This is a genomic window from Kribbella sp. NPDC059898 (assembly GCF_042730855.1).
Classification (GTDB): domain Bacteria; phylum Actinomycetota; class Actinomycetes; order Propionibacteriales; family Kribbellaceae; genus Kribbella.
The window spans coordinates 40,779-60,653 of the sequence record NZ_JBHWKR010000018.1; the positions used below are offsets into that span (position 1 = coordinate 40,779).

General features: G+C 66.3%; 24 protein-coding genes. 4 read left to right on the plus strand and 20 right to left on the minus strand.

The annotated features are described in order from the left end of the window. Positions 1-16: 16 nt before the first annotated feature. From ACFV9C_RS38235 to ACFV9C_RS38245, 3 genes are read right to left on the minus strand one after another with little or no spacing between them, the layout of a single operon-like run. A complete protein-coding gene (locus tag ACFV9C_RS38235) occupies positions 17-1,108 on the minus strand; it encodes an enolase C-terminal domain-like protein (RefSeq protein ID WP_380201687.1) in 1,092 nt (363 codons plus the stop codon). Next, positions 1,108-2,907, minus strand: coding sequence for a thiamine pyrophosphate-requiring protein (locus tag ACFV9C_RS38240; protein WP_380201689.1), 1,800 nt, complete (start codon positions 2,905-2,907; stop codon positions 1,108-1,110). Before ACFV9C_RS38240 ends, ACFV9C_RS38235 begins: the two co-directional genes overlap by 1 nt. Further along, positions 2,904-5,882 (minus strand): FAD-binding and (Fe-S)-binding domain-containing protein, encoded by a 2,979-nt coding sequence (locus tag ACFV9C_RS38245; protein WP_380201691.1) that lies wholly within the window; start codon positions 5,880-5,882, stop codon positions 2,904-2,906. Before ACFV9C_RS38245 ends, ACFV9C_RS38240 begins: the two co-directional genes overlap by 4 nt. Before the next feature lie 21 nt (positions 5,883-5,903). On the opposite strand from ACFV9C_RS38245, the gene ACFV9C_RS38250 reads away from it, so the two are divergent. Then, a complete protein-coding gene (locus ACFV9C_RS38250) occupies positions 5,904-6,506 on the plus strand; it encodes a MarR family winged helix-turn-helix transcriptional regulator (RefSeq protein WP_380201693.1) in 603 nt (200 codons plus the stop codon). Between the two features lie 56 nt (positions 6,507-6,562). Continuing rightward, positions 6,563-7,018, plus strand: a complete 456-nt coding sequence (locus tag ACFV9C_RS38255; protein WP_380201695.1) for a PPC domain-containing DNA-binding protein — start codon at positions 6,563-6,565, stop codon at positions 7,016-7,018. Here ACFV9C_RS38255 and ACFV9C_RS38260 read toward each other — a convergent pair. The 5 genes from ACFV9C_RS38260 to ACFV9C_RS38280 form a co-directional block, all read right to left on the minus strand. Beyond that, a complete protein-coding gene (locus ACFV9C_RS38260) occupies positions 7,015-7,746 on the minus strand; it encodes a GAF and ANTAR domain-containing protein (RefSeq protein WP_380201697.1) in 732 nt (243 codons plus the stop codon). The two genes, ACFV9C_RS38255 and ACFV9C_RS38260, sit on opposite strands and share 4 nt — an antisense overlap. Next, the gene (locus tag ACFV9C_RS38265; protein ID WP_380201699.1) at positions 7,743-8,675 is read right to left on the minus strand and encodes an anti-sigma factor RsbA family regulatory protein; all 933 of its coding nucleotides are present in this window, start codon (positions 8,673-8,675) and stop codon (positions 7,743-7,745) included. Before ACFV9C_RS38265 ends, ACFV9C_RS38260 begins: the two co-directional genes overlap by 4 nt. Further along, positions 8,672-9,454 carry an MEDS domain-containing protein gene (locus tag ACFV9C_RS38270; protein ID WP_380201701.1) on the minus strand — a complete coding sequence of 261 codons (783 nt, stop codon included), beginning with the start codon at positions 9,452-9,454 and terminating at the stop codon, positions 8,672-8,674. Before ACFV9C_RS38270 ends, ACFV9C_RS38265 begins: the two co-directional genes overlap by 4 nt. A 77-nt stretch (positions 9,455-9,531) precedes the next feature. Further along, positions 9,532-11,115, minus strand: coding sequence for a SpoIIE family protein phosphatase (locus ACFV9C_RS38275; protein ID WP_380201703.1), 1,584 nt, complete (start codon positions 11,113-11,115; stop codon positions 9,532-9,534). A 104-nt stretch (positions 11,116-11,219) separates the two neighbouring features. Further along, entirely contained in the window at positions 11,220-11,615 is a 396-nt protein-coding gene (locus ACFV9C_RS38280) for an STAS domain-containing protein (protein WP_380201705.1), read from the minus strand. 159 nt (positions 11,616-11,774) lie between these two features. Between ACFV9C_RS38280 and ACFV9C_RS38285 the strand changes: the two genes are divergently transcribed. Next, positions 11,775-12,482: a GAF and ANTAR domain-containing protein gene (locus ACFV9C_RS38285; RefSeq protein WP_380201707.1), complete on the plus strand. Its 708-nt coding sequence runs from the start codon at positions 11,775-11,777 to the stop codon at positions 12,480-12,482. A gap of 40 nt (positions 12,483-12,522) precedes the next feature. Here ACFV9C_RS38285 and ACFV9C_RS38290 read toward each other — a convergent pair whose 3' ends face one another. Continuing rightward, positions 12,523-13,026: a hypothetical protein gene (locus ACFV9C_RS38290; protein ID WP_380201709.1), complete on the minus strand. Its 504-nt coding sequence runs from the start codon at positions 13,024-13,026 to the stop codon at positions 12,523-12,525. Between the two features lie 125 nt (positions 13,027-13,151). Beyond that, complete coding sequence (locus tag ACFV9C_RS38295) at positions 13,152-13,295, minus strand: TraR/DksA C4-type zinc finger protein (protein ID WP_380201711.1); 144 nt, start codon at positions 13,293-13,295, stop codon at positions 13,152-13,154. Positions 13,296-13,640: 345 nt separating this feature from the next. Here ACFV9C_RS38295 and ACFV9C_RS38300 point away from each other — a divergent pair, with 345 nt between their 5' ends. Beyond that, positions 13,641-14,408, plus strand: coding sequence for a DUF1206 domain-containing protein (locus tag ACFV9C_RS38300; protein WP_380201713.1), 768 nt, complete (start codon positions 13,641-13,643; stop codon positions 14,406-14,408). A 521-nt stretch (positions 14,409-14,929) separates the two neighbouring features. On the opposite strand, the gene ACFV9C_RS38305 is transcribed toward ACFV9C_RS38300, so the two are convergent. The 10 genes from ACFV9C_RS38305 to ACFV9C_RS38350 are packed head-to-tail and all read right to left on the minus strand — an operon-like array spanning position 14,930 to position 19,870. Continuing rightward, positions 14,930-15,232 carry a hypothetical protein gene (locus ACFV9C_RS38305; RefSeq protein ID WP_380201715.1) on the minus strand — a complete coding sequence of 101 codons (303 nt, stop codon included), beginning with the start codon at positions 15,230-15,232 and terminating at the stop codon, positions 14,930-14,932. A 19-nt stretch (positions 15,233-15,251) separates the two neighbouring features. Further along, the gene (locus tag ACFV9C_RS38310) at positions 15,252-15,545 is read right to left on the minus strand and encodes a gas vesicle protein K (protein ID WP_380201717.1); all 294 of its coding nucleotides are present in this window, start codon (positions 15,543-15,545) and stop codon (positions 15,252-15,254) included. After that, entirely contained in the window at positions 15,542-15,718 is a 177-nt protein-coding gene (locus ACFV9C_RS38315) for a gas vesicle protein (protein ID WP_380201719.1), read from the minus strand. The genes ACFV9C_RS38310 and ACFV9C_RS38315 overlap by 4 nt, the downstream gene beginning before the upstream one ends. Next, positions 15,715-16,482 (minus strand): GvpL/GvpF family gas vesicle protein, encoded by a 768-nt coding sequence (locus ACFV9C_RS38320; RefSeq protein ID WP_380201721.1) that lies wholly within the window; start codon positions 16,480-16,482, stop codon positions 15,715-15,717. The genes ACFV9C_RS38315 and ACFV9C_RS38320 overlap by 4 nt, the downstream gene beginning before the upstream one ends. Continuing rightward, the gene (locus ACFV9C_RS38325; RefSeq protein WP_380201723.1) at positions 16,475-16,807 is read right to left on the minus strand and encodes a gas vesicle protein; all 333 of its coding nucleotides are present in this window, start codon (positions 16,805-16,807) and stop codon (positions 16,475-16,477) included. The genes ACFV9C_RS38320 and ACFV9C_RS38325 overlap by 8 nt, the downstream gene beginning before the upstream one ends. Positions 16,808-16,817: 10 nt before the next feature. Further along, positions 16,818-17,165, minus strand: a complete 348-nt coding sequence (locus ACFV9C_RS38330) for a gas vesicle protein (protein ID WP_380201725.1) — start codon at positions 17,163-17,165, stop codon at positions 16,818-16,820. Then, positions 17,162-17,413 carry a gas vesicle protein GvpG gene (locus tag ACFV9C_RS38335; RefSeq protein WP_380201727.1) on the minus strand — a complete coding sequence of 84 codons (252 nt, stop codon included), beginning with the start codon at positions 17,411-17,413 and terminating at the stop codon, positions 17,162-17,164. The genes ACFV9C_RS38330 and ACFV9C_RS38335 overlap by 4 nt, the downstream gene beginning before the upstream one ends. After that, positions 17,404-18,162, minus strand: a complete 759-nt coding sequence (locus tag ACFV9C_RS38340; protein WP_380201729.1) for a GvpL/GvpF family gas vesicle protein — start codon at positions 18,160-18,162, stop codon at positions 17,404-17,406. The genes ACFV9C_RS38335 and ACFV9C_RS38340 overlap by 10 nt, the downstream gene beginning before the upstream one ends. Before the next feature lie 2 nt (positions 18,163-18,164). Next, positions 18,165-18,626 (minus strand): gas vesicle protein GvpJ, encoded by a 462-nt coding sequence (gene gvpJ / locus ACFV9C_RS38345; protein ID WP_380201731.1) that lies wholly within the window; start codon positions 18,624-18,626, stop codon positions 18,165-18,167. A gap of 23 nt (positions 18,627-18,649) precedes the next feature. Then, complete coding sequence (locus tag ACFV9C_RS38350) at positions 18,650-19,870, minus strand: SRPBCC family protein (protein ID WP_380201733.1); 1,221 nt, start codon at positions 19,868-19,870, stop codon at positions 18,650-18,652. Between the last annotated feature and the right edge of the window lie 5 nt (positions 19,871-19,875).

Sequence of the window (19,875 nt, forward strand, 5' to 3'; positions counted from 1 at the left end):
ACTGGATCCATTCCTTTCAGCTCACCCGGTACGGCGCGGCAACGTCCTGGCGCCAGGCCAAGCCGTGTCCAGGTTCGTTGCTCGGGGCCACCGTCCCGTCCTGCGGATCCGCGGTACCGTCGAACAGCATTTGCTCGATCCGCACATGGTCGTGAAACCACTCCAGATGGCGCAGGTTCGGTACTGCGGCGAGAGCTGCGATGTGCAGGTGGGGTGCGCAATGGCCGGATACGTCGAGCCCACGCGCCGCGGCCACGGCGGCGATCCGGAGCAGCTCGGTCACACCACCGCAGCGCGTGACGTCGACCTGCAAGCAGTCCACCGCACCGGCTCGGCACATCCGCTCGAAGTACACGAGGTCGTACCCGTACTCACCGGCCGTGATGTCGCAACCGAGACGCGAACGGACGTATCGCAAGCCGTCAAGGTCGTCGCTGGACACCGGCTCCTCGAACCAGCGCACACCCGACTCGTCGAGCCCATGACCGACGCGAACCGCCTGTCCGGGTGTGTACGCCCCGTTCGCGTCGACGTACAACTCCGCGGACGATCCCACGATGCGGCGCGCCTCGCGAACCCGCTCGAGGTCGCGCCGGCGACACGTTCCACCGCTCTCACCGATCTTGATCTTCACCCGCGGTATCCGCTGATCGAAGACCCACCCGTTGAGCTGATCGTTCAACTGCTGTCTGCCGTATGTCGTGAATCCCCCGCTGCCGTAGACCGGAACGCTCTCGTGGACTCGGCCGAGCAGGCGATGCAACGGCACACCGAGGATCCGCGCCTTGAGATCCCACAGGGCGCAGTCCACGGCGGACAACGCCATGCCCGCCACCCCGGGACGGCCGATGTTCCGGATCGCCGCGACCATCGCCGACCAGGCACCGCCGACATCCATCGGATCGCGCCCGTCCAGCACCGGCCGCAGGTCCCGCTCGATCACGGTGCCGCACGCAACCGAGCCGTACGTCCAGCCGGTGCCGGTCTGGCCTTCGGCGCTGACCTGCACCAGCACCAACGTCGTACTGTCCCAGGCAAAGGTCCCGTCCGCCTCCGGCGCATCCGTCGGAACGATGTACGCCGACACGGAGATGTCGCCGACGCTCATCAGGAAGGCCGGTCCTTCGTACCGGGCAGGAACTCCTGGATCTTCGACTTGACGCCCTCCTTGATGACGTCGACGCGGTCGGAGTCACCGCGGACGACGGACTCGATCGCCTTCTCGAGCTGGTCCCAGGTGGCGTGCGGAGGGATCGGCGGTACGGCGGGATCGGTCAGGAACTCGACCACACAGGGCCGGTCCGCCGCCCACGCCTGCTCCCAGGCCGGCCCGACGTCCTCGGGTTTCTCGACCAGTACGCCGTCCAGGCCCAGGCTGCGCGCGAATCCGGCGTACGGGAAGTCTGGCAGCTCCTGCGACGGCAGGAACTGCGGCGAACCGCTCATCGCCCGTAGCTCCCACGTCACCTGGTTCAGGTCGTTGTTGTGCAGGACCGCGATGATCATCCGCGGGTCGTCCCAGTCCCGCCAGTACTTCGCGATGGTGATCAGCTCGTTGATGCCGTTCATCTGCATCGCTCCGTCACCGACGACGGCCACACACGGCCGCGACGGATTGCCGAACTTCGCGCCGATCACGTACGGAACCCCCGGTCCCATCGTGGCCAACGTGCCGGAGAGCGAACCGCGCATACCGTCGCGGAACCGCAGGTGCCGCGCGTACCAGTTGGCGGCGGAGCCGGAGTCCGACGCGACGATGACGTCGTCGGGCAACCGTGGCGACAGCTCGTGCAGCACGAGCTCGGGGTTGATCGGGTCGGCCGAGGTGTACGCGCGGCGCTGCATGACCTCCCACCAGCGCCGCACCTTCGACTCGATGCCGTCTCGCCAGGATCGGTCCGTGTGCTCGTGGAGCAGCGGGAGCAGGCGGCGCAAGGTCTCGCCCGCGTCGCCGACGAGATTGACCTCGAACGGGTACCGCATACCGATCATCGTGGGATCGACGTCGATCTGGACCGCGCGCGCCTGGTCGAAGGCCGGCAGGAACTGCGAGTACGGGAAGTTCGACCCGACGACCAGCAACGTGTCACAGCCCATCATCATCTCGTACGACGGCCGGGTGCCGAGCAACCCGATCGAACCGGTCACCCACGGCAGTTCGTCCGGCAACACGTCCTTGCCGAGCAGCGCCTTCGCGACGCCCGCGCCAAGGGCGTCCGCCACCTCGGTCACCTCGGCGGCCGCGGTCCGGGCGCCCTGCCCGATCAAGATCGCGACCTTCTCCCCCGCATTCAGTACGTCTGCAGCTCGCTGAAGGTCGTTCTCTGACGGAACCGGCTTGGACCATCCCAGGTCCAGACTCGACGGCACCATCTTGAAGGCATGCCCCGGAGCGGTGTACTCGAGCTCCTGGACGTCGGCCGGGATGATGACGGCGGTCACCGTACGACGAGATGACGCGATCCGGATCGCCCGGTCGAGCACGTTTGGCAACTGCTCGGGGACCATCACCTGCTGGCAGTACTCCGAGGCGACGTCCTTGTACAACGACAGCAGGTCGATCTCCTGCTGGTAGTTGCCTCCCATCGCGGTACGCGCGGTCTGGCCCACGATCGCCACGACTGGAACATGGTCGAGCTTGGCGTCGTACAACCCGTTCAGCAGGTGCACCGCGCCGGGTCCGCTGGTCGCCGTACAGATGCCGGCCCTGCCGGTGAACTTGGCGTACCCGACCGCCTCGAAGGCCGCCATTTCCTCGTGGCGGGCCTGGATGAACTGCGGTTCGTTGCCGGCCCGTTGCCAGGCGGCGAGCAGTCCGTTGATGCCGTCACCAGCGTACCCGAAGACGTGCTCGACACCCCACTGGCGCAGTCGATCAAGGACCTCGTCAGCAACCTTGCTGGTCATGATTCCTCCTGTCGGTGATGCGCGATCGTGCGTTCCGGATAGCGACCGAGCTCTTGCCGGGCGAGGCCGGCCGCAAGTAGCTCCGCGAGGTGTACTGCGGACCGCCCGGTCGAGCCCTGCTCGATTTGCGTGCGGCAACTGAAACCGTCAGCAAGTACGACGGTCTCCGCCTCGGCATCTCGCACCCGCGGCAGCAGAACCCGCTCACCGGCGGCCATGGACAGGCTGTAGTGCTCTTGCTCGAAGCCGAAGTTTCCGGCCAGTCCGCAGCAGCCTGACTGCAGCTGTTCGGCCTCCACCCCGGCGCGGCGCATCAGATCGGCATCGGCGTCGGCGCCCATGACCGCATGTTGATGGCAGTGGGTCTGGACGATCGCCGCGGCGCTCATGGCTGGTGGTTGCCAATCTGCCGCGCGCTGCTCGAGCAACTCCGCCAGCGTGAAGGTCTGCCTGGACAATCTGCGGATGTCGTCATCGCCCGGCAGGAGCTCGCCGGCGTCGGATCGCAGGACCGCCGTACACGACGGCTCCAGCCCGACGATCGGGACGCCTTGACGCAGTGGCTGCCGCACGACCTTGACCGTACGACGCAGGATCCGTTCGGCGATCCCCAGTTGGCCGGTCGAGATCCAGGTCAGGCCACAGCAGAGCGGTTTCTCCGGCACCAGCACCTCGAAACCCGCAGCCTCCAGTACCTCGACCGCGGCCCGGCCGATAGCGGGATGGAAGAAGTTGCTGAATGTGTCTGGCCAGATCATCACCGGTCCTCTCGGCGCATCCCCCTGCGGTCGTCGAGATCGCCACCATTCGGTGAACGGCTGCTGGGCGAACGGCGGGATGTCCCGCTGCTGCGCCACTCCACCGAGACGTTTGATGCCCCTGGCAAGGAACGGTTGCTGAGCGACCGCGTTGGCCGCTCGAGGTGATCGGCTCGCGAGCTGGGCCCAGAGCGGCAGCCAGCCCATCGAGTAGTGCGACATCGGCCTCAAGCGATGCGCGTAGTGATGCGACAGGAACTCGGCCTTGTAGGTAGCGACGTCGACGTTGACCGGGCAGTCGACCTTGCAGCCCTTACACGCCAGACAGAGGTCCAGAGCGTCCCGTACCTCGGTCGATCGCCAGCCGTCCGGAATGACCTCACCCCGGATCATCTCGAACAACAGCCGCGAGCGGCCGCGAGGAGAATGCTCCTCCTCGCGCGTCACCATGTACGACGGGCACATTACCTGCCCGTCGTCTTCCGAGGTCGACTTGCGGCACTTCCCGACCCCGACGCACCTCATCGCAGCCTTGCTGAACCGCCCGCCGTCCTCCGGATACGAGAAGTGTGTGCGAAAGGGCCCCGGCGCGAACTGCGTCCCCAGGCGCAGGTGTGAGTCGAGCGGATTAGGATCCACCACCTTGCCGGGATTCATCCGGTTACCGGGATCGAAGATCGCCTTCAACTGGCCGAAGGCGGCCACCAGTTCAGCCCCGAACATCACCTTCAGCAGCTCGCCGCGCGATTGCCCGTCACCGTGCTCTCCCGACAGCGAACCGCCGTATCGGACGACCAACTGTGCCGCTCGCTCCACGAACCGCCGGTAGTGCGCGATGCCGTCCGCGGTACGGAGCTCGAACGGGATCCTGGTATGGACACAGCCCTGACCGAAATGCCCGTACAAGGCGGTCTCCGACTCGTCATAGCCGAACTCGGTGAGTAGGTCGCGAAGGTCCCGCAGATACTCACCCAGATCGGCCGGATCAACCGCCGAGTCCTCCCAGCCTTCCCAGGTCTCGTGCTTGGCCGCTGGGTGCGCCGTCGCACCAAGTCCCGCTTCTCGAACCTCGATCAGCTCCGCCTCACGATGTGGGTCGTCGAGGTACTCCACCGCAGGCGGCTCCTGGTCCTCCTGGAGATCCTCGATCAGCTTGTGCGCCGCATCGCGTGGCTCCTCGGCGTTCTCGCCGGCGAACTGCACCATCAGCCACCCGCGGCTGCGCGGTAGCTGCCTGATCGCCTTCCCGGCCCGGCCTTGGGCCTGCTCGAGTTGGATCAGTACGTCGTCCATCCCCTCCAACTGCCAGGGATGATGCGGGAGGATCCGCTTGACGGCACGGCCGGCGGACTGGATGTCGGGGTAACCGAGCACGACCATCGTCTTGTGGCCCGGAACCTTCTCGAGGCGCAGCTCGGCATGCAGCACGGTCACCAACGTGCCCTCGCTGCCGACAAGCGCCTTCGCGATGTCGAAGCCCGCCTCGGGCAGGAGCGAATCGAGGTTGTAGCCCGAGACCCGGCGCGGAATCTTGGGGTAACCGGTCCGGATGTCGGCCAGGTACCGGTCGCACAGTTCCCGCATGGCCCGGTAGATCTCCGCGCGGCGGCCACCCGCGGTCACGATCTCGGCGTACTCGTCCTCCGTCGTTGGACCGACCCACAGACGTTCCCCGTCATAGGTGAGAACTTCCAGCCGGATGACGTTGTCGACTGTCTTGCCGTAGGCCTGTGCGGTCGCGCCGCACGAGTTGTTGCCGACCATGCCGCCGATCGTGCAGCTCTGGTGCGTCGAGGGCCGAGGACCGAACATGAGCCCGTCTCCGGCCAGGACAGCGTTGAGGTCGTCGAGAGCGACGCCCGGCTCGACGACACACGTCGCAGCCTGAGTGTCGACTGAGACAACTTGGTGGCAGTACTTCGTCCAGTCGATGACCACGGCCGTGTTGGTTGTCTGGCCGGCCAGACTCGTGCCGCCGCCACGGGACAGTACGGGTACCTCGAACCGGCGACATACCGCGACTGCCGACACCGCTGCGTCGACAGAGTGCGGGATCACAACGCCGAGGGGGATCTGGCGGTAGTTCGACGAGTCACACGAGTACGCCGCCAGCGAGCCGGTGTCGAAGCGCACTTCGCCGTCGACCGACTCCCGCAGGCCGGCTTCCAGGTCGTCCAACGACATCACGCCCATGCCGGTCTCGCTGCCCGAGTTCATGGACACTCCTCTCAGGATCCGATGAAGGGCAAACGCACGCGCGTCGTCCGAATCCGCCGGTACCCGGGAAGTTCCACCGGAAACCCGGCACTCTGGGACTTGATTGCCGATTCTCAACTGTTGCTGATCAGCAACTATCTGGTCGGCGACGGTACAGTTGGGGATGTGAAAGACGAAGGAGTCCCGGCAGCAAGCATCGAGGCTGCGTCGTTGGCAATGGTCGAACTGACGCTGCAAGCGCTATCCACCGCGAGCCAGCTGTCGGTGCTGCAGGTCCGCGTCCTGCTGAGCGTGGACCGGAACGAGCGGCTGAACCTGAGCGACCTCGCGGCTGACCTTCAGCTCTCCAAGCCATTCGCAAGCCGCCTGGTAACGCGCCTCGTTGACGACGGCCTACTACTCAGGCGACCCCATCCCCACGACCGCCGCCAACTCCTACTGACCCTCTCAGCCCGCGGCCGCCGCGCGTTGGACCGCTTACGCGGCGCCCGCCAAAGCGGCCTCAGCGACGTACTGGCCGCAATGCCCCCCGAAGCCCGCGACGCCCTCAGCACCGGCATGGCAAGCTTCGCCGAAGCAGCCCAACGCATCAGCGGCGCCCAAGCCACTGAGCCGCGTGCATAGGTGGCCGGCAGGCGGGTACCGATCGCATGGCTCCGGCCGAAGACGGGAGGTGGCGGATGAAGTGGAGTGTGCTCGAAGATCGGCACGAGGTGCTGACTTACGCGGTCGTTGGGGACGAAGGCGACGACGCGATTGAGATCATCAATCAGTTCGCGCGCGAGCAGGAAGTGACGGCGGCGCAGGTTACCGCGGTCGGGGCGTTCAGCAAGGCGACGGTTGGCTGGTTCGATCGAGCGGCCAAGGACTACCGGCGGATCGAGATCGGCCAGCAATGTGAGGTTCTCTCACTGCTCGGCGACATCGCGGCCTCGAAGAACGGACCTGTGGCGCACCTGCACGTCGTACTCGGCCTGTCCGACGGGCAGGTGCGTGGCGGACACCTGCTCGCCGGCTCCGTGTGGCCGACTCTGGAAGTCCTCGTGCGGGAAACGCGAAGCCGTCTGCGCAAGACTGAACGACCCGACATCGGACTGGCGCTGATCGACCTATCAGCTTCCGACACGGTCGGTTAGTGCAGAGTGCGGTTGTCGATCAGTTGCTGGGCGACATCGCGGAGTTTGGTGTTGGTCTCCTGCGAGTAGGTTCGCAGTACGGCGAACGCGCGATCGGAGTCCAGGTCGTAGCGCTCCATCAAGATCCCCATCGCCTGTCCGACCAGCTTGCGAGCATCGACCGCGGCGGTCATCGTCTCGCCGTCCCGCGCGTTCGCGACAGCGACCGAGGCGTGCCGCGCCAGGATGTGGGCGATCGCCTCGTCATCCACGTCGAAGGCGTTCGGCTTGAGGTTGAACAGCGAGAGCACACCGAGCAACTGGACGTCGAGCCACAGTGGTACGTGTAGCGCCGAACCGATACCATAACTGCCTACCCGCTCGGTGATTCCCGGCCATCGCGTCTCGGCGGTTATGTCGGGAACGCTCACGGCGGCGCCCTCGGCCAGTGCCGACAGAATCGGCCCTTCGCCACGGTCCAGCTGGAACTGGATGATCTCGGCAACCACCGGATCGGTCACCGCGCCGACCTCGCGAATACCACGGGCGATCAGCATCACACCGGCGTACGTGCACGCCTCCGCCTGCAGCGCGAAGTCGACAACGGCTTCGACGGTCTCTTCGAGACCCTTCGCGTCATGCAACTCGAGCGCCAACTGTGCGAAAACCTCTGCAGCGGACAGCTCCTCGCTGCTCGAGTCCACCTGCCGCTGATCAGTCGGCTGTGGATCCGGTTCAGACCGTGTCATGTCTCACCATCCGTTTGTCGGTCGGCCCGAAGGAGTGCGGCGACGGCGGTGCCGTGGCCGCTGCTGTAGATGCGCACAAGGTCTGCCAACTGGTTCACCAGCAGGAGCCCGCGGCCGTGGCCGTCGTTCGCAGGTCGACGGCCGGCCAGTGGATCAGCGAGATTCCCGCCGCCCTCGACTTCACACACGACGTATTCGTCGGTACACCACATCCGCACTCGAGAGTCACCGGACGCATACCGAAGACAGTTGCTCAACAGCTCAGTGGCAATCAGCTGCAGATCGGCCGTCCGCGATCCCACGCCACACCGGGCGGCCTGCTCCGCCACGAACGTGCGCGCCGCGCGAAGATCCCTCTGCACCTTCACAACGAACTGCGCCACGCGGGAATCTCGCGGGAGAGGCAGGTTGAAACGGCGTACGGCGGTCTGCGGTGCGTACTGCGGGCTCTGATGACGCTCCCCTGCCTCCCAGACCAGCGGATGCGTCTGCCGGGCGTCAGCGATCTGGCGAGGCTCGAGTGCGGTGACGTCGTACGGACAGACAATCGTGATATCCCGACCGGCGAATGCGCTGTTGATCAACGCTTCGTGCTGAACGCAGGCGGGATACTCGTCGGCGCCCCGGCCCGGCCAGACCGGCTCGCCGACGATGCGGACGTACCGGCCGAGGTACGCATCGGCGAACCGGCGCAGCACCGTGGGAATGATCGTGCCGGGATTACGTCCAGCCTCGGCCATGTCGATCCACTCGACATCATGGGCGAGATCTCCGAGGCTGTCCCGCACCAGGTCCAGCCTTCGGCCTGGGACCGCAACGGCGACAGCATGAGCGGCCGCCAGACCTTCGGTCACGAACGGCCGCAGCATCGCAAGGTACTCCTCGTCCGACCTGTAGAAGACCGCTGGGTGGACGAATCCAGCCGTCATGGTGCCGGCTCCACCCGTACGCCCGATACATCGAGAAGCCTGGCGAGCTGGGCCGCACCCGGCCAACTGGTACGGAGGACGAGGACAGACCTCAAGGACTGCGCGTACTCAGCCAGCCGCAACAAAGTGTTGTGATCCAGAAAGGTCAGCGCCGACGCGTCTACTACCAGCTCACCGTTCTGCGGCTCGAGGGCCGCTCTGCGCAACGTCAGCGCGAGCAGGTCGGCGCTGAACAGATCGAGTTGGCCGCTGAGTACGAGCGTTCGACAATCACCTGCATGAAGGCGAAAACCGGGACCGTCCACGTTGCTGTCCGAGTGCAAACAGACCACCTGAGCGGTCCGCTCGCCATCCAGGCGTGAGCGGTTGTAGCCGCACAGGGCGGACAGCGGATGAGTAGCCACGTACTCACCAAGCAGGTACTCGAAGCGCGCTAAGGACTCGAGCGCATCGAGAGCGAGTGTCGTGCAGTCGACAGCCACGGACAGTCCAGCGAACCCCTCGGCCATTGCCTTCTCGGTCGCGAGGTTGAATGCTCCAAGCGCTTTCTCAGGATCGAACTGCGGCCCGGACGGCAGGAAGTCCTCGCAGCCGGCGACCTGGATCATGCTATCGGCCTGCAACTGTTCGGGGTTGTCTGCGACATAGAGAGCGCGGTATGTGCGAGACAATCCCTCCGCGAGGAACGCGCGCGCCTTGGCCTGGAACTCGTCGGGGCTGTCGTACTGCCAGCAGACGTGACGGGGCGCGCCGGTCTCAGGTGCTCGCTCACGCTGCATACCGAACACTCTAGGCGCGTCATCGCGCTCCTGACCGCTGGTTGGCACGATCGGTTTCGCGTCAGGGAGGACGCCGGTCATCCTGCAGCCACCGGCCTTTCCAGGGTCGCTGAGACGGCGCTGAGCTCCGCCCAGACGACCTTGCCGCGCCGGGTCATCCGTGTCCCCCAGCGACTGGCGAACGCGTCGACGAGGAACAGCCCGCGATGCCCCTCACCGTCGATTGCCGCGTGATACAGCTGCGGCATCGCCGGGCCGCGATCGGCAACCTCGATCGTCAGCGAGCGGCCGTCGTAGTGCAGTCGCAATTCGCCTGGCTGCTTCGAATGCTGGACGGCATTGGCAACCAGCTCGCTACTGATCGTCAGCGCGGTGTCCGTGAGCGCGGTCAGCCTCCAGTCGCCGAGGATTCCGGCGACGAAGGCTCTCGCGTCCGCGGCGGCCGAGGGATCGGTCGCCACCGGCCTCGACGCCACTCTGCGCTGACCACCGACGTGATGCACGTGCAACAGAGCCACGTCGTCGTCATGGCGGCCTTGCGTCATCTCCTCGATCAACCGGTCACAGGCGGCGGGCAAGCTAGGGTCGTGCGACAAGGTGTTCAGGGCGCCGAGCAGCTCGGCGAGGCCGTCATCGATGGCTCGTTCCCGGCTCTCCATCAGACCGTCCGTATACAGCGTGAGCCGTGCACCCACCGGGAACTCGACATCGTCCTGCGGGAAAATCTCACCGACCCCCAGTGGCATCCCTTGGCCTTCCCCGATCAGCCGCGGTCCATCCGACGGGGATTCGAGGACTGCCGGTGGATGGCCGGCGTTGGCAAAGATCAGAGTGCGGTCGACCGGGTCATGTACGGCGTAGAAGCAGGTCACGAATTCGGCTCCTGGCGTAGTCCGCGCCAGCTCCGACGAGTGGCGCAGGACTTCTGCCGGCGGCAGGTCGAGAGATGCGTAGGAGCGGACGGCGGTCCGCATCTGACCCATCACTGCCGCAGCCTTGACGCCCCGGCCCGCGACATCGCCGATGACGAAGGCGGTGCGGCCGGCCGGTAGCTCGATCACGTCGAACCAGTCGCCACCGACCTCGGAGCCGACCGCCGCCGGCAGGTACCTGGAGGCTATTTCCAGGTCGACGACCGACGGCACGACCGGGAGCATGCTCCGGGTGAGCTCAGCGGCCGTACTCCGGTGCGCCGCGAACAGGCGGGCGTTGTCCAGAGCGATCGCCGTGTACCCGGCGATGCCCTCGGCCAACTGCTGATGGCGGGCGCTGAACCGGGCCGGCTCCGGATGGCCGAAGAAGAAGCCGCCCAGCACCTCATGGGACGACGGCGACACGACGGGCACGGCGAGATAGCTGCACACCGGGAGGTGCCCGAGCGGGCTTCCGCCGTGCGGTGTGTTGCAGTCGTAGCGGGGATCCTGAGTGATGTCGTCCAGGCGGACCGTAGAGGTTTCACTGAAGGCCGGCGTACCGAAGCCGTCGAACGCCGCCCTGGGTACGCCGGACAGGGCGTGGAGCGTGTACGACTCGCCGTACTCATCGACGAGGTTGTAGAAGAACGCTCCGAAAGCGGCCTGGGTGGCGCCCGTCACCGCATCGGTGGCGTCCTGGACCAGCTCGCCGAGATCCAGCTGAGCAGTCAGCCTCCGTCCGATCACTTGCAGGGTATCGACCAGCCGAGCCTCCGCCCGCAAGGCCGACACCTGGGTCTCGAGGTCAGACGTAGGCGTGTCTGCCGGAGGGAACGGCGGTCCAATTTCGGTCATGGCGCATCGGCTCTCCGAGCGTTCGGCTCGTCGACTCCCGCCGCACCGGCCCCAGCTGGAGCCTCGGGCACCTCGGGGCAGATTTCGAGCAAGCGGTCCAGCATCGTTACGACGATGGGCCCCTCGACCTGCGTGCGCAGCCGCGCGAGTCGCAGCTCGCCGCCGGCGGCTTCGGCCTGCCGATGCAGTCGCACGAGCGCGCTGAGGCCGGTCGAGTCACAAAAGGTGAGATCGACCAGATCGAGAACGATCGAGCGGCCCGCCCTGGCCAGCGGCTCCGCGACGGCCAGGAGTTCACGGGTCGACCCGAAATCGAGCTCCCCCGCGACGGCCACGACAACGTCGGTCGCCCGGTCCCGGACCCCGATTGCCAGCATCCGCCCGTCATCCATCGTGATACCTCCGGCACCGCATCGCCGTACTCTCCCACCCAGGCTAATCACCTGCACGGCCGACTTGCGGGTACCCCATCAACGCCTAACCATGCGTCCACGTCCCCGAACAGGTAACTTCGACTTACGGCGGATTTTGCCGCGCTGAGAGGAGCGAGGATGGGCGGTGTTGATCAGACTCGCGGGATCGTGGCACGCTTCGCCGAACTCGCGGTCGAGCTGCACGAATCCGAGGGTGTGCAGGAAACCGTCGACGTAGTCGTCGAGTTCGCGCTGCAGGCACTGAGTTGCTCCTACGCAGGGATCGCTCTCGCTGTCCGCGGTCGTGATTTCGAGGTGCCGGCAGCGACCGATCCGGTGGTCACGAAGATCTACGAATTCCAGGTGAGCGGCGGAGAAGGTCCGCTGGTGGAGTCGATGCGAGACCACGTCACTGTGGTGGTCCGGGACACCGCGATCGACCAGCGCTGGCCCGAATGGGCCGATCGCGTCCGCGAACTGGGGGTACGGAGCGTCCTCGACGTGCCGCTGACGACGGGTAGCGGCGTCGTCGGCGTTCTCGGTCTCTACAGCGCCGAGGTTGATGCCTTCGGGGCAGACGACGAGGCGGTGGCGCACATTCTTGCGCGGCACGCGTCGGTGGCACTCGCCACGGCGCGTAACGCAGAGAACCTGGCCAGCGCCGTCGATGCCCGCAAGCTCGTCGGCGAAGCTATGGGCATCCTGATGGAGCGCTACGACCTCGACGCCGACCGCGCCTTCCAGGTCCTGAAACGCTACTCCCAGCAGAACAACCGCAAGCTCCGCAACGTCGCCCAAGACCTGGTCGACACCCGCAACCTGCCACAGTCTGAACATCCGCGGTAGAGGATCCAGAGCTCTTCTCGGCAGCTAGCAGGTCCCGCGTTCAGCCGTTCGTGTCGGACAAGAAGCGGCGTGGATCGCCGGCGGCGGTCGCTGCCGACGCCAGCCAGGCGTGCAAGCCCTCCGGGTCACGTCGTTCGAGCTCATCGAGGCATCGCTCGCGTGCCATCACAACGCGAAGGCGTGCCACGGGCGAAGGCGCGCGATTCAGCTCCACATAGCTGTCGAGCCATTCCCGGCACAGCTCGCTGGTACTGCGGGCGGTCGGCTCGTGCCCCGACGAGCGGTCCGAGCCGAGCCGACCGGCGTACCAGCGGATCGCGCGCGGCGAACTCCCGAGCACGAGGGCAAGCACGACCGCCGCTCCGAAGTCGATGAGCACTGCGGATCCGAGCGTTGCGATGGTCGCGAGATAGACCGTGAACGCCACCCGAACCATCCGCCGACGTAACCCCCGGCGGTCATCGGCGGTGTCCCCCGCCGTCGAAAGTGCCAGCCAGAGCAGGGCCGCCGGCAACCCCAGGATGAGCCAAATCTGGAGCGACAACGTGACGACCCCAGCGGCAAGAGCAGCAGGACCGCACCGGCTCCGGCTCTCCAGAACAGACGGTATGTCTGCATGGCTGCCTCCCTCGTCAACACACCGCCGGTACCCGCAAAAGACGACGAAATTCACGGCCGAGCGCAGCTGGTACCAATCCGTCGACGACGCTGCTCACAGCGCAGGCACAGGCGCGTCGTCGGGATCGCCTCCAGTTGGTCCGCGGGGATCGTCGCCCAGCACAGTTCGCACCGCCCGAAGGCGCCCCTGGACATGCGGAACAGCGCCGCGTCGATTTCCCCCAGAGCTTGCCTCGGCCCGTGCCGTCAGCTCGGCTCGTACCTCCACCAGAACCGCGTCGCACGGCGCCGTGGCTTCGTAGGACAGCCTGATGAGTTGCTCGAGCCGGAACTGCCGCTGCTGCGACAGCTCTTTGCGGAACCGCTCGACATCAATCGCGGGCTGCTCCGGAGCCTTGCCGCCCGCCCGCTCCAGGTTCATGACAACTTCCTGCCAAGGCCAGAACGATCTCTGCTCTGGACCACACAGTCAGGTACCCGATTGGGCTCAAGCCCAACTCACGCTCACCTGGCCGTTTCCGCTGTGGGCACTTTCAGGGTGTGAGTACCGCGGAAAAAGTGCAACACAGCCGGACGTACGACGTCGCGATCACACTGGGCCTGATCGCGTACGGCGTCGTGCATCTACTGGTGGCCTGGATCGCCCTGCAACTCGCATTGGGAAAATCCTCGCAGGAGGCGTCGCAACAGGGTGCCTTGCAGGAGCTCGCCGGCCAACCGTTCGGCGGTGTGCTGCTGTGGATCGTCGCGATCGGGCTGTTCGCGTTGGTCGTGTGGCGAGTTCTGGAGCTCGGCTGGGGGCACCTGGACCTGCGCAAGAAGCTGTCGTCGATCGGGCGCGCAGTCGTGTACCTCGTGCTCGGTGTCAGTGCGGTGAAGATCTCCGCCGGCTCAGGCAGTTCGAGCACCGGCCAGCAGCAGTCGGGCTCCGGGCGGCTGATGGCGCACGGCGGCGGCCGGGCCCTGGTCGTTGCCATCGGGGTCGCAATCGTCGCGATCGGGTGTTACCAGGTCTACAAGGCGATCACGAAGAAATTCACTGAGGACCTGGTCGGCGGTGTCTCGCACACGACCGTTGTGCTGGGCCGAGTCGGGTACGCCGCGAAGGGGGTCGCCTTCGTGGTTGTCGGCGTCCTGTTCGGCTGGGCGGCGATCGTCTACGACCCGCAGAAAGCCGGCGGACTCGACACTGCACTACACACGATCAAAGGCCAGCCCTTCGGTTCGGTACTACTGACCGTGCTCGCGGTCGGGATCGCGGCCTTCGGAGCGTACTGCTTCAGCTGGTCCCGGAACGCCCGCCACTGAGGCCGCCCGAGCTGTGGGCATGCCCACAGTGCTTGTTGGGTCGCCGATCGTCTCCAGGGCGGTCACATGGCTGCCGGCGGCGGCCCTGAGGATCCGAGTGACTTCGTGGCGGTCCACCGGTTGGCTTTGACCGTGAAATCGGGTGTCGTTTGTTCGCGAGTTCGCACGAAGGCGGGATGACGTGCACGGCCCGCTCACCCCCCCAGCGCTTGGCCTGTCTGCATCATCCCGACTTCGGACGCTAGTTACATCGGCCGGTGGCGCCATGCGTTACAGGCAAACATGAGGTCAGCAAGGCCTTCGGCCGCGCGGCTCGGTCCCGCGGTCCTGCGCCGCATCGCTCCGCAGACCAGATCGCCACGGTTGCTCTGGCCGCGGCGGCCGACGTCAGCCATCCTTCGCGCAGGCCTGTCAGGATTTCCACGTCTTTGCGGCGAGCGGCAGTTCCTTGCCGCGGGCCGGGAGGAGTCCCGCGGTGATCAGCCGCCATACCCCGGTCTGTCCGAGACCGACACGATGGGTCATGTCCCGATCGGACGACGTCGGAGAGGAGAAGACGCCGGTGCGACGGTGACCTGGCCGGCAGGTGCCCGGCCCGCACCAGGCCCGCGCCCCGTTGCGGCGGGACGACTGCGCTTGGCCTTCGGACGGCGGCTCGGAATCATCAGCTGTACGCCGTACGCATACAGCCGGATCCCGAGCGCCATGAGCGGCAGTCCCAGCGGCAGCAGGATCACTGTGACGCACAGCAACGCCGCCACGATCATCAAACCGGTGGCCAGTAGCCAGATCACTGCGGCGCCGATTCCTCGAAGAACGATCATTGTCACCACCTCCAACCAGCTAGTCGGGCAAGAGTGACCCGAGCGGCCCGAGGTCGATGTTCAAGTCGGACGGGGCCAGGTCGAATCGGTCGCGCAGCGCAGTCATCGCCTCCTCGAGTCGCATCAATCCCAGCCCAAGTTCCTCAATTTGCGCTGTGCTCAGATCGCCCTCGTCCATCCGGCGAATCGCCTGACGCTCCATCAGCTGACGGACCAGCTCGACGATGGTGAGCACCAGCTTCAGCAGTTCGCGTTCGACGGTGTCCGCATTGGCCTCTATCCGCTCGGTGAGCGGCAACAGCGGTTCGGTCACGACGTACCCCACTCCTCCCGCACCGATCGAATGACGGCCGACAGCTGGATCCGTACCAGATCGACGTCCGCCAACGAGATGACGACGTCGCCGGAGATCACGACCCCTTTCCCGAGCAGCCTGTCCAGCAGGTCCACCAGGCTCGGCTCGGTGCGCACTGCTTCGACGGTCATGGCTTGTCCAGTACGGCGAACGAGTACGGCGGCCAGGGCCCGTCCACCTCGATGTCGAGCGCTGGATATCCACCCCGCAGCCTGTTGACCAACCCGCAGAACTCGGCACACCGGGCGTCATCGATCAGGAACGTCAGGTTCAGCAGCATCGGCGCGCGACGGCCGGTGAGACGCTGGTCCTGGGGCGCGAGGCGTCGTGTTGCCACCGATGCCGGCACCAGTTCCCAGAAGAGCTGGTCGGCGAGAACGAGTTGGTCCGCGGCTGTGTCGTGCTGCTTCCGGAGCTCGGCCCGCCGCCGCTCCAGGTACGCGGCACCTGATCCAGCGGGCTCGGCGGAAGTAGGTGCCGACGGCATCGACCCAGACCGGCCGAAGACCTTCACACTCCATTCGCTGCGCCGGTCGACTCGCTCGAGCGCGAGGGCGAGCTCGTCGTACGACTCCTCGATCCGATCGCGAGCCGCGTCGTCCGAACGGTAGATCGTCACCAGACGGAACGGTGCCAGCGCGGTGGTGCCGGCCGCCGCCCGTCGAACGATCTCATCGTGGCGCCGCGCAGTCTTCTCCACCCAAGCGAGGTCTTCAAGGTTCCCCCGCAACGCCGACTCACCGAACTCGGCCAGTTCGACGGTGCTCACCACGACCTGCACGTCGCGATGCGCGAGCAGCCGGACCGGCGCATCGCCCACGCCCTCCTGCGCCGAGCAGGCGTGCTCGTCGAGTTGCCGACCGACTGCATAGACATACGTCCCAGTCTCACCCATCGCCGCGCTCCAACTGCTCGACGCGCTCGCGGAGCGTGCGGTTCTCGTCCGCCAGTTCCTGAGCGTCGGAGGAGAGCATCGGATCCCGGGTCCACCAGTCGATTCCCATCTCCATCGCCTTGTCGACCGACACCACGAGGAGCCGGATCTTCACGGTCAGGAGCTCGATGTCGAGCAGGTTCACCCGAATGTCTCCGGCGATGATGATGCCCTTGTCGAGCACCCGCTCGAGGATGTCGGCAAGTCCTTCCGGACGTGGCGTCGGGGAACCGATGCCATAGCGGTCCATGGACGCCCGGTGGGGCACGATCGTTGGTTCGGCCATCACTGCCTCCTCAATCCTGGATCCGGCCGCGGACGTAGCGGTCTGTTCGCCGGTAGCTGAGGACCGTGCCGGCGTCGTCCACATCCACCTCGTAGACCGCGAGGATGTCCGTCGTCTCCGGGATCCGATGGGATTCGACCACCTCCACCCGCACACACCAACCGTCTTCTTGCTTCTCCACGCCGACAATGCCTTCCGGCGCTCGGCCGATCAGCTCGGCCAGCTCCTTGGCTGCTGTCACGGCAACGGTGCGCAGCGACGTCTTCACGGTTCCTGACGTCTGACGGCCGTTCGACGTACGACGCTGTGCGCTCTTGGGCGGCGGAGGACGCTGGGTGGACTTTCGTGGCGTGGTCACCGCGCCTCCCCGCGCTGCCTGTCGTTGGACGCCATCAGCCGAGCAAGCAGTTCGTCCTCGAGCGCGGCGGCCTCATCCGGATCGAGCTCGCCGCCGGCCCGAAGTACGTCGATCTGCTCCAGTTGCCGGCGAATCAGGGCCGGATCGTAGTACTCGCGCTCGGCCTGTTGGCGAATCTGCTCCGCGAGGGCCACCGTGGCACGCACCGGCGCCAGCGGCAGGGTGAGGAGCCCCGTGATCAGGCCCATTGCTCCTCCACGAAGTCGTACGGCGCGGTCGGTCCGATCAGCTTCATTCGAACCCGGCCGGCGTGGCTTTCCGCCAGCGCTTCCACCGCCTGCTCGAACTCGTTGCGCCAATTGTTGTCGACGAGCAGAGCAAGATCGAGCAGCCGGTCCAGTCCGGCGCTGTCGTGGATCTGTGCCGCGGCTGCATGACGCTCGAGTTCGGTCAGCAAGGCTCGGGCATCTGCGGCGCTCTTCGCCTCGAGCGCGTGCGCGACCAACTCGCCCAGCCGGACACGTTCGCCGTACGACGAGTCGTCCGGCCGGTTGCGGGTCGCAGCACGCAACTGTGCGATCTCGGGGTTCTCCGCGATGATCTCGGTCAGCACCTGACGTTCGTCGTACCGGGCGCGGACGGTGAACTGGGAATAGCCCTCGAGGTCGCCCAAGATCGCCCGGAACCGATCGTGTCCGGGCTCCAGAACCTCACTCCTGACCGTGTCGCGATCCTGCATGATCGATCCGAAGCGAACCGGAATGACCGGTCCGCCGGCCGCGATCGCATCGAGGACCTGGCTGTGCGCCAGCAAGTCTGCTCGGCCCGCCAGCGGTTGCTCGCTGTCGAAGAGGCTGACAAGCGCCGCCACGTCGCCGTGCGGGGCCAGGCTGACGAGCTGATTCTGGACGCCGGTGAGGTTCGCCGGTACGACGAGGTCGGCTGCCACGATGCCGTACAGGTAGCAGTCGAGGCCGACGTCGTTCGGCGTCGTCATCGTCACTCCTCAGTCCTCCGGCGGCGAGTTGCCTTCTTGGCGGGCCGTCGACGCGGACGGGCTTCCTCGTACTGGTCCTCGTCTTCGCCCTCTTCCTCGTCCCCGCCTTTGTCGTCGTTCGAGGAGCCGAGGAGGGCTTCCTTCGCGCCGCTGAGAATGCCGCGGGACTTGCCTTCCGCTCCGCCCTCGGACATCTCCTCGATCACTTCCGGCAGGTCCTTGCTCTTCTCGGCCAGGTCGAGCCGGTTCGTGGCCTCCGCGAAGCGCAGGTAGGTGTCGACGCTCGCGATGACGATTCGGGCGTCGATGGTCAGCAGTTCGATGCCGACCAGGGAGACCCGGACGTACGCGTCGATCACGAGGCCCTTGTCGAGGATGCTGTCGATGACGTCCGCGAGACTGCTCGGCGCCGGCCGTTCCAGATAGCCACCTGAGCGGCGGGAGCCTGAGGCAGCGATGGTCATGGGTCTACCTTCCAGTTGACTGATCAGCTCGCCCGGCGACGCGGCCGCTCGGGTTCTTCGTCGTACTCCTCGTCGTACTCCTCGTCGTCGCCTTCGCCCTCGTCGTCCTCGTACTCGTCTTCATCGTCGTAGTCTTCGTCGTCCTCGTACTCTTCGTCTTCGTCTTCGTCTTCGTCGTACTCGTCGGCCGGCTCTTCGTCGTCGTACTCGTCCTCGTCCTCGTCGGACTCGTCGTCGTAGTCGTCGTCTTCGTCGTACTCGTCCTCGGCGAGGTCGTCCTGGTCTTCCTCCCCGTCACCGCCCTCGACTTCGTCCTCGTCGCCCTCGTCGTATTCGTCCTCGTCGTACTCCTCGTCGCCGCCGTCCTCGTCGACCTCGTCGGCATCCTCACCGTTGCCCTGGTCGACGCGGCCGCCGTGGATCTCGCCGTGCCAGCCCTCGACCTCGTCGGGGTGCTGAATCACGTTCACCATCACGTGCCGCTGGAAGTGCTTCAGTTCGACGCGCGCCCGCCGGCCCTGAGCGCGCCAGATGTTCCCGACCCGCTCGAACAGTCCCTGCGGGTAGTACTCGAGGACGATCAGCACCCGCGTCAGGTTCGGCGCGAGCTCGTGGAACGTCACCGTGCCGTCGACGTGCCCCTTCTTCCCCTTGGAGCGCCAGACGATCCGGTCCTCCGGCACCTGCTCGAGGATGGTCGCCTCCCAGGTCCGGTGCGACCACAGGATCTTCGCCTTGAAGTCGAGCTTCTCGTCCGACTTCTGCTCCACCCGTTCGACCTTCTTCATGAACCCTGAGAAGTCCTGGAACTGGGTCCACTGGTCATAGACGATGTCGATCGGTACGCCGACGTCGACCGACTCGATGATCGTCGTCGCCTTGAGCGGGTTGGCCTTCCCTCCGGAGCCGCCTGACCCACCACCCAGCGCCTCCATCGCCTTGTCCTTGGCCCCCATGACTCCGCCTTTCAACGCGCCCAGCAGAGGTGACCCGCCGGTCGCCGCGGCCTTGCCGCCCTCTAGCATCGCCTTCCCCGCGACGCCGCCGTTCGCCGCGACGTCTGTCAGCCGCCCGGTCAGGTCGGAGATCTTCTCGGCGGCAAGATCTGCGGCGTGTGCGGCGGCGGCCGACAGCGCCTCCTGGAGTTCGTCCTTCAACCGGTCAACCGGAAGCTCGTCCAGAATCTCCCTGAAGACGCTCTCGACGCCCTTGCCCGATTGCTCGGTACGCGATCCTTGGGCCATCGCCG

Bases quoted from the DNA above. Each gene is read 5' to 3' on its own strand.
- ACFV9C_RS38250 (WP_380201693.1), top strand. From the start codon at position 5,904: ATGAAGGGCAAACGCACGCGCGTCGTCCGAATCCGCCGGTACCCGGGA.
- gvpJ (WP_380201731.1), bottom strand. From the start codon at position 18,626: ATGACCATCGCTGCCTCAGGCTCCCGCCGCTCAGGTGGCTATCTGGAA.
- ACFV9C_RS38315 (WP_380201719.1), bottom strand. From the start codon at position 15,718: ATGACCGTCGAAGCAGTGCGCACCGAGCCGAGCCTGGTGGACCTGCTG.
- ACFV9C_RS38335 (WP_380201727.1), bottom strand. From the start codon at position 17,413: ATGGGCCTGATCACGGGGCTCCTCACCCTGCCGCTGGCGCCGGTGCGT.
- ACFV9C_RS38280 (WP_380201705.1), bottom strand. From the start codon at position 11,615: ATGGATGACGGGCGGATGCTGGCAATCGGGGTCCGGGACCGGGCGACC.
- ACFV9C_RS38270 (WP_380201701.1), bottom strand. From the start codon at position 9,454: ATGCAGCGTGAGCGAGCACCTGAGACCGGCGCGCCCCGTCACGTCTGC.
- ACFV9C_RS38295 (WP_380201711.1), bottom strand. From the start codon at position 13,295: ATGTCCAGGGGCGCCTTCGGGCGGTGCGAACTGTGCTGGGCGACGATC.
- ACFV9C_RS38340 (WP_380201729.1), bottom strand. From the start codon at position 18,162: ATGACGACGCCGAACGACGTCGGCCTCGACTGCTACCTGTACGGCATC.
- ACFV9C_RS38305 (WP_380201715.1), bottom strand. From the start codon at position 15,232: ATGATCGTTCTTCGAGGAATCGGCGCCGCAGTGATCTGGCTACTGGCC.
- ACFV9C_RS38240 (WP_380201689.1), bottom strand. From the start codon at position 2,907: ATGACCAGCAAGGTTGCTGACGAGGTCCTTGATCGACTGCGCCAGTGG.
- ACFV9C_RS38235 (WP_380201687.1), bottom strand. From the start codon at position 1,108: ATGAGCGTCGGCGACATCTCCGTGTCGGCGTACATCGTTCCGACGGAT.
- ACFV9C_RS38325 (WP_380201723.1), bottom strand. From the start codon at position 16,807: ATGGCCGAACCAACGATCGTGCCCCACCGGGCGTCCATGGACCGCTAT.
- ACFV9C_RS38260 (WP_380201697.1), bottom strand. From the start codon at position 7,746: ATGACACGGTCTGAACCGGATCCACAGCCGACTGATCAGCGGCAGGTG.
- ACFV9C_RS38255 (WP_380201695.1), top strand. From the start codon at position 6,563: ATGAAGTGGAGTGTGCTCGAAGATCGGCACGAGGTGCTGACTTACGCG.
- ACFV9C_RS38350 (WP_380201733.1), bottom strand. From the start codon at position 19,870: ATGGCCCAAGGATCGCGTACCGAGCAATCGGGCAAGGGCGTCGAGAGC.
- ACFV9C_RS38265 (WP_380201699.1), bottom strand. From the start codon at position 8,675: ATGACGGCTGGATTCGTCCACCCAGCGGTCTTCTACAGGTCGGACGAG.
- ACFV9C_RS38320 (WP_380201721.1), bottom strand. From the start codon at position 16,482: ATGGGTGAGACTGGGACGTATGTCTATGCAGTCGGTCGGCAACTCGAC.
- ACFV9C_RS38245 (WP_380201691.1), bottom strand. From the start codon at position 5,882: ATGAACTCGGGCAGCGAGACCGGCATGGGCGTGATGTCGTTGGACGAC.
- ACFV9C_RS38285 (WP_380201707.1), top strand. From the start codon at position 11,775: ATGGGCGGTGTTGATCAGACTCGCGGGATCGTGGCACGCTTCGCCGAA.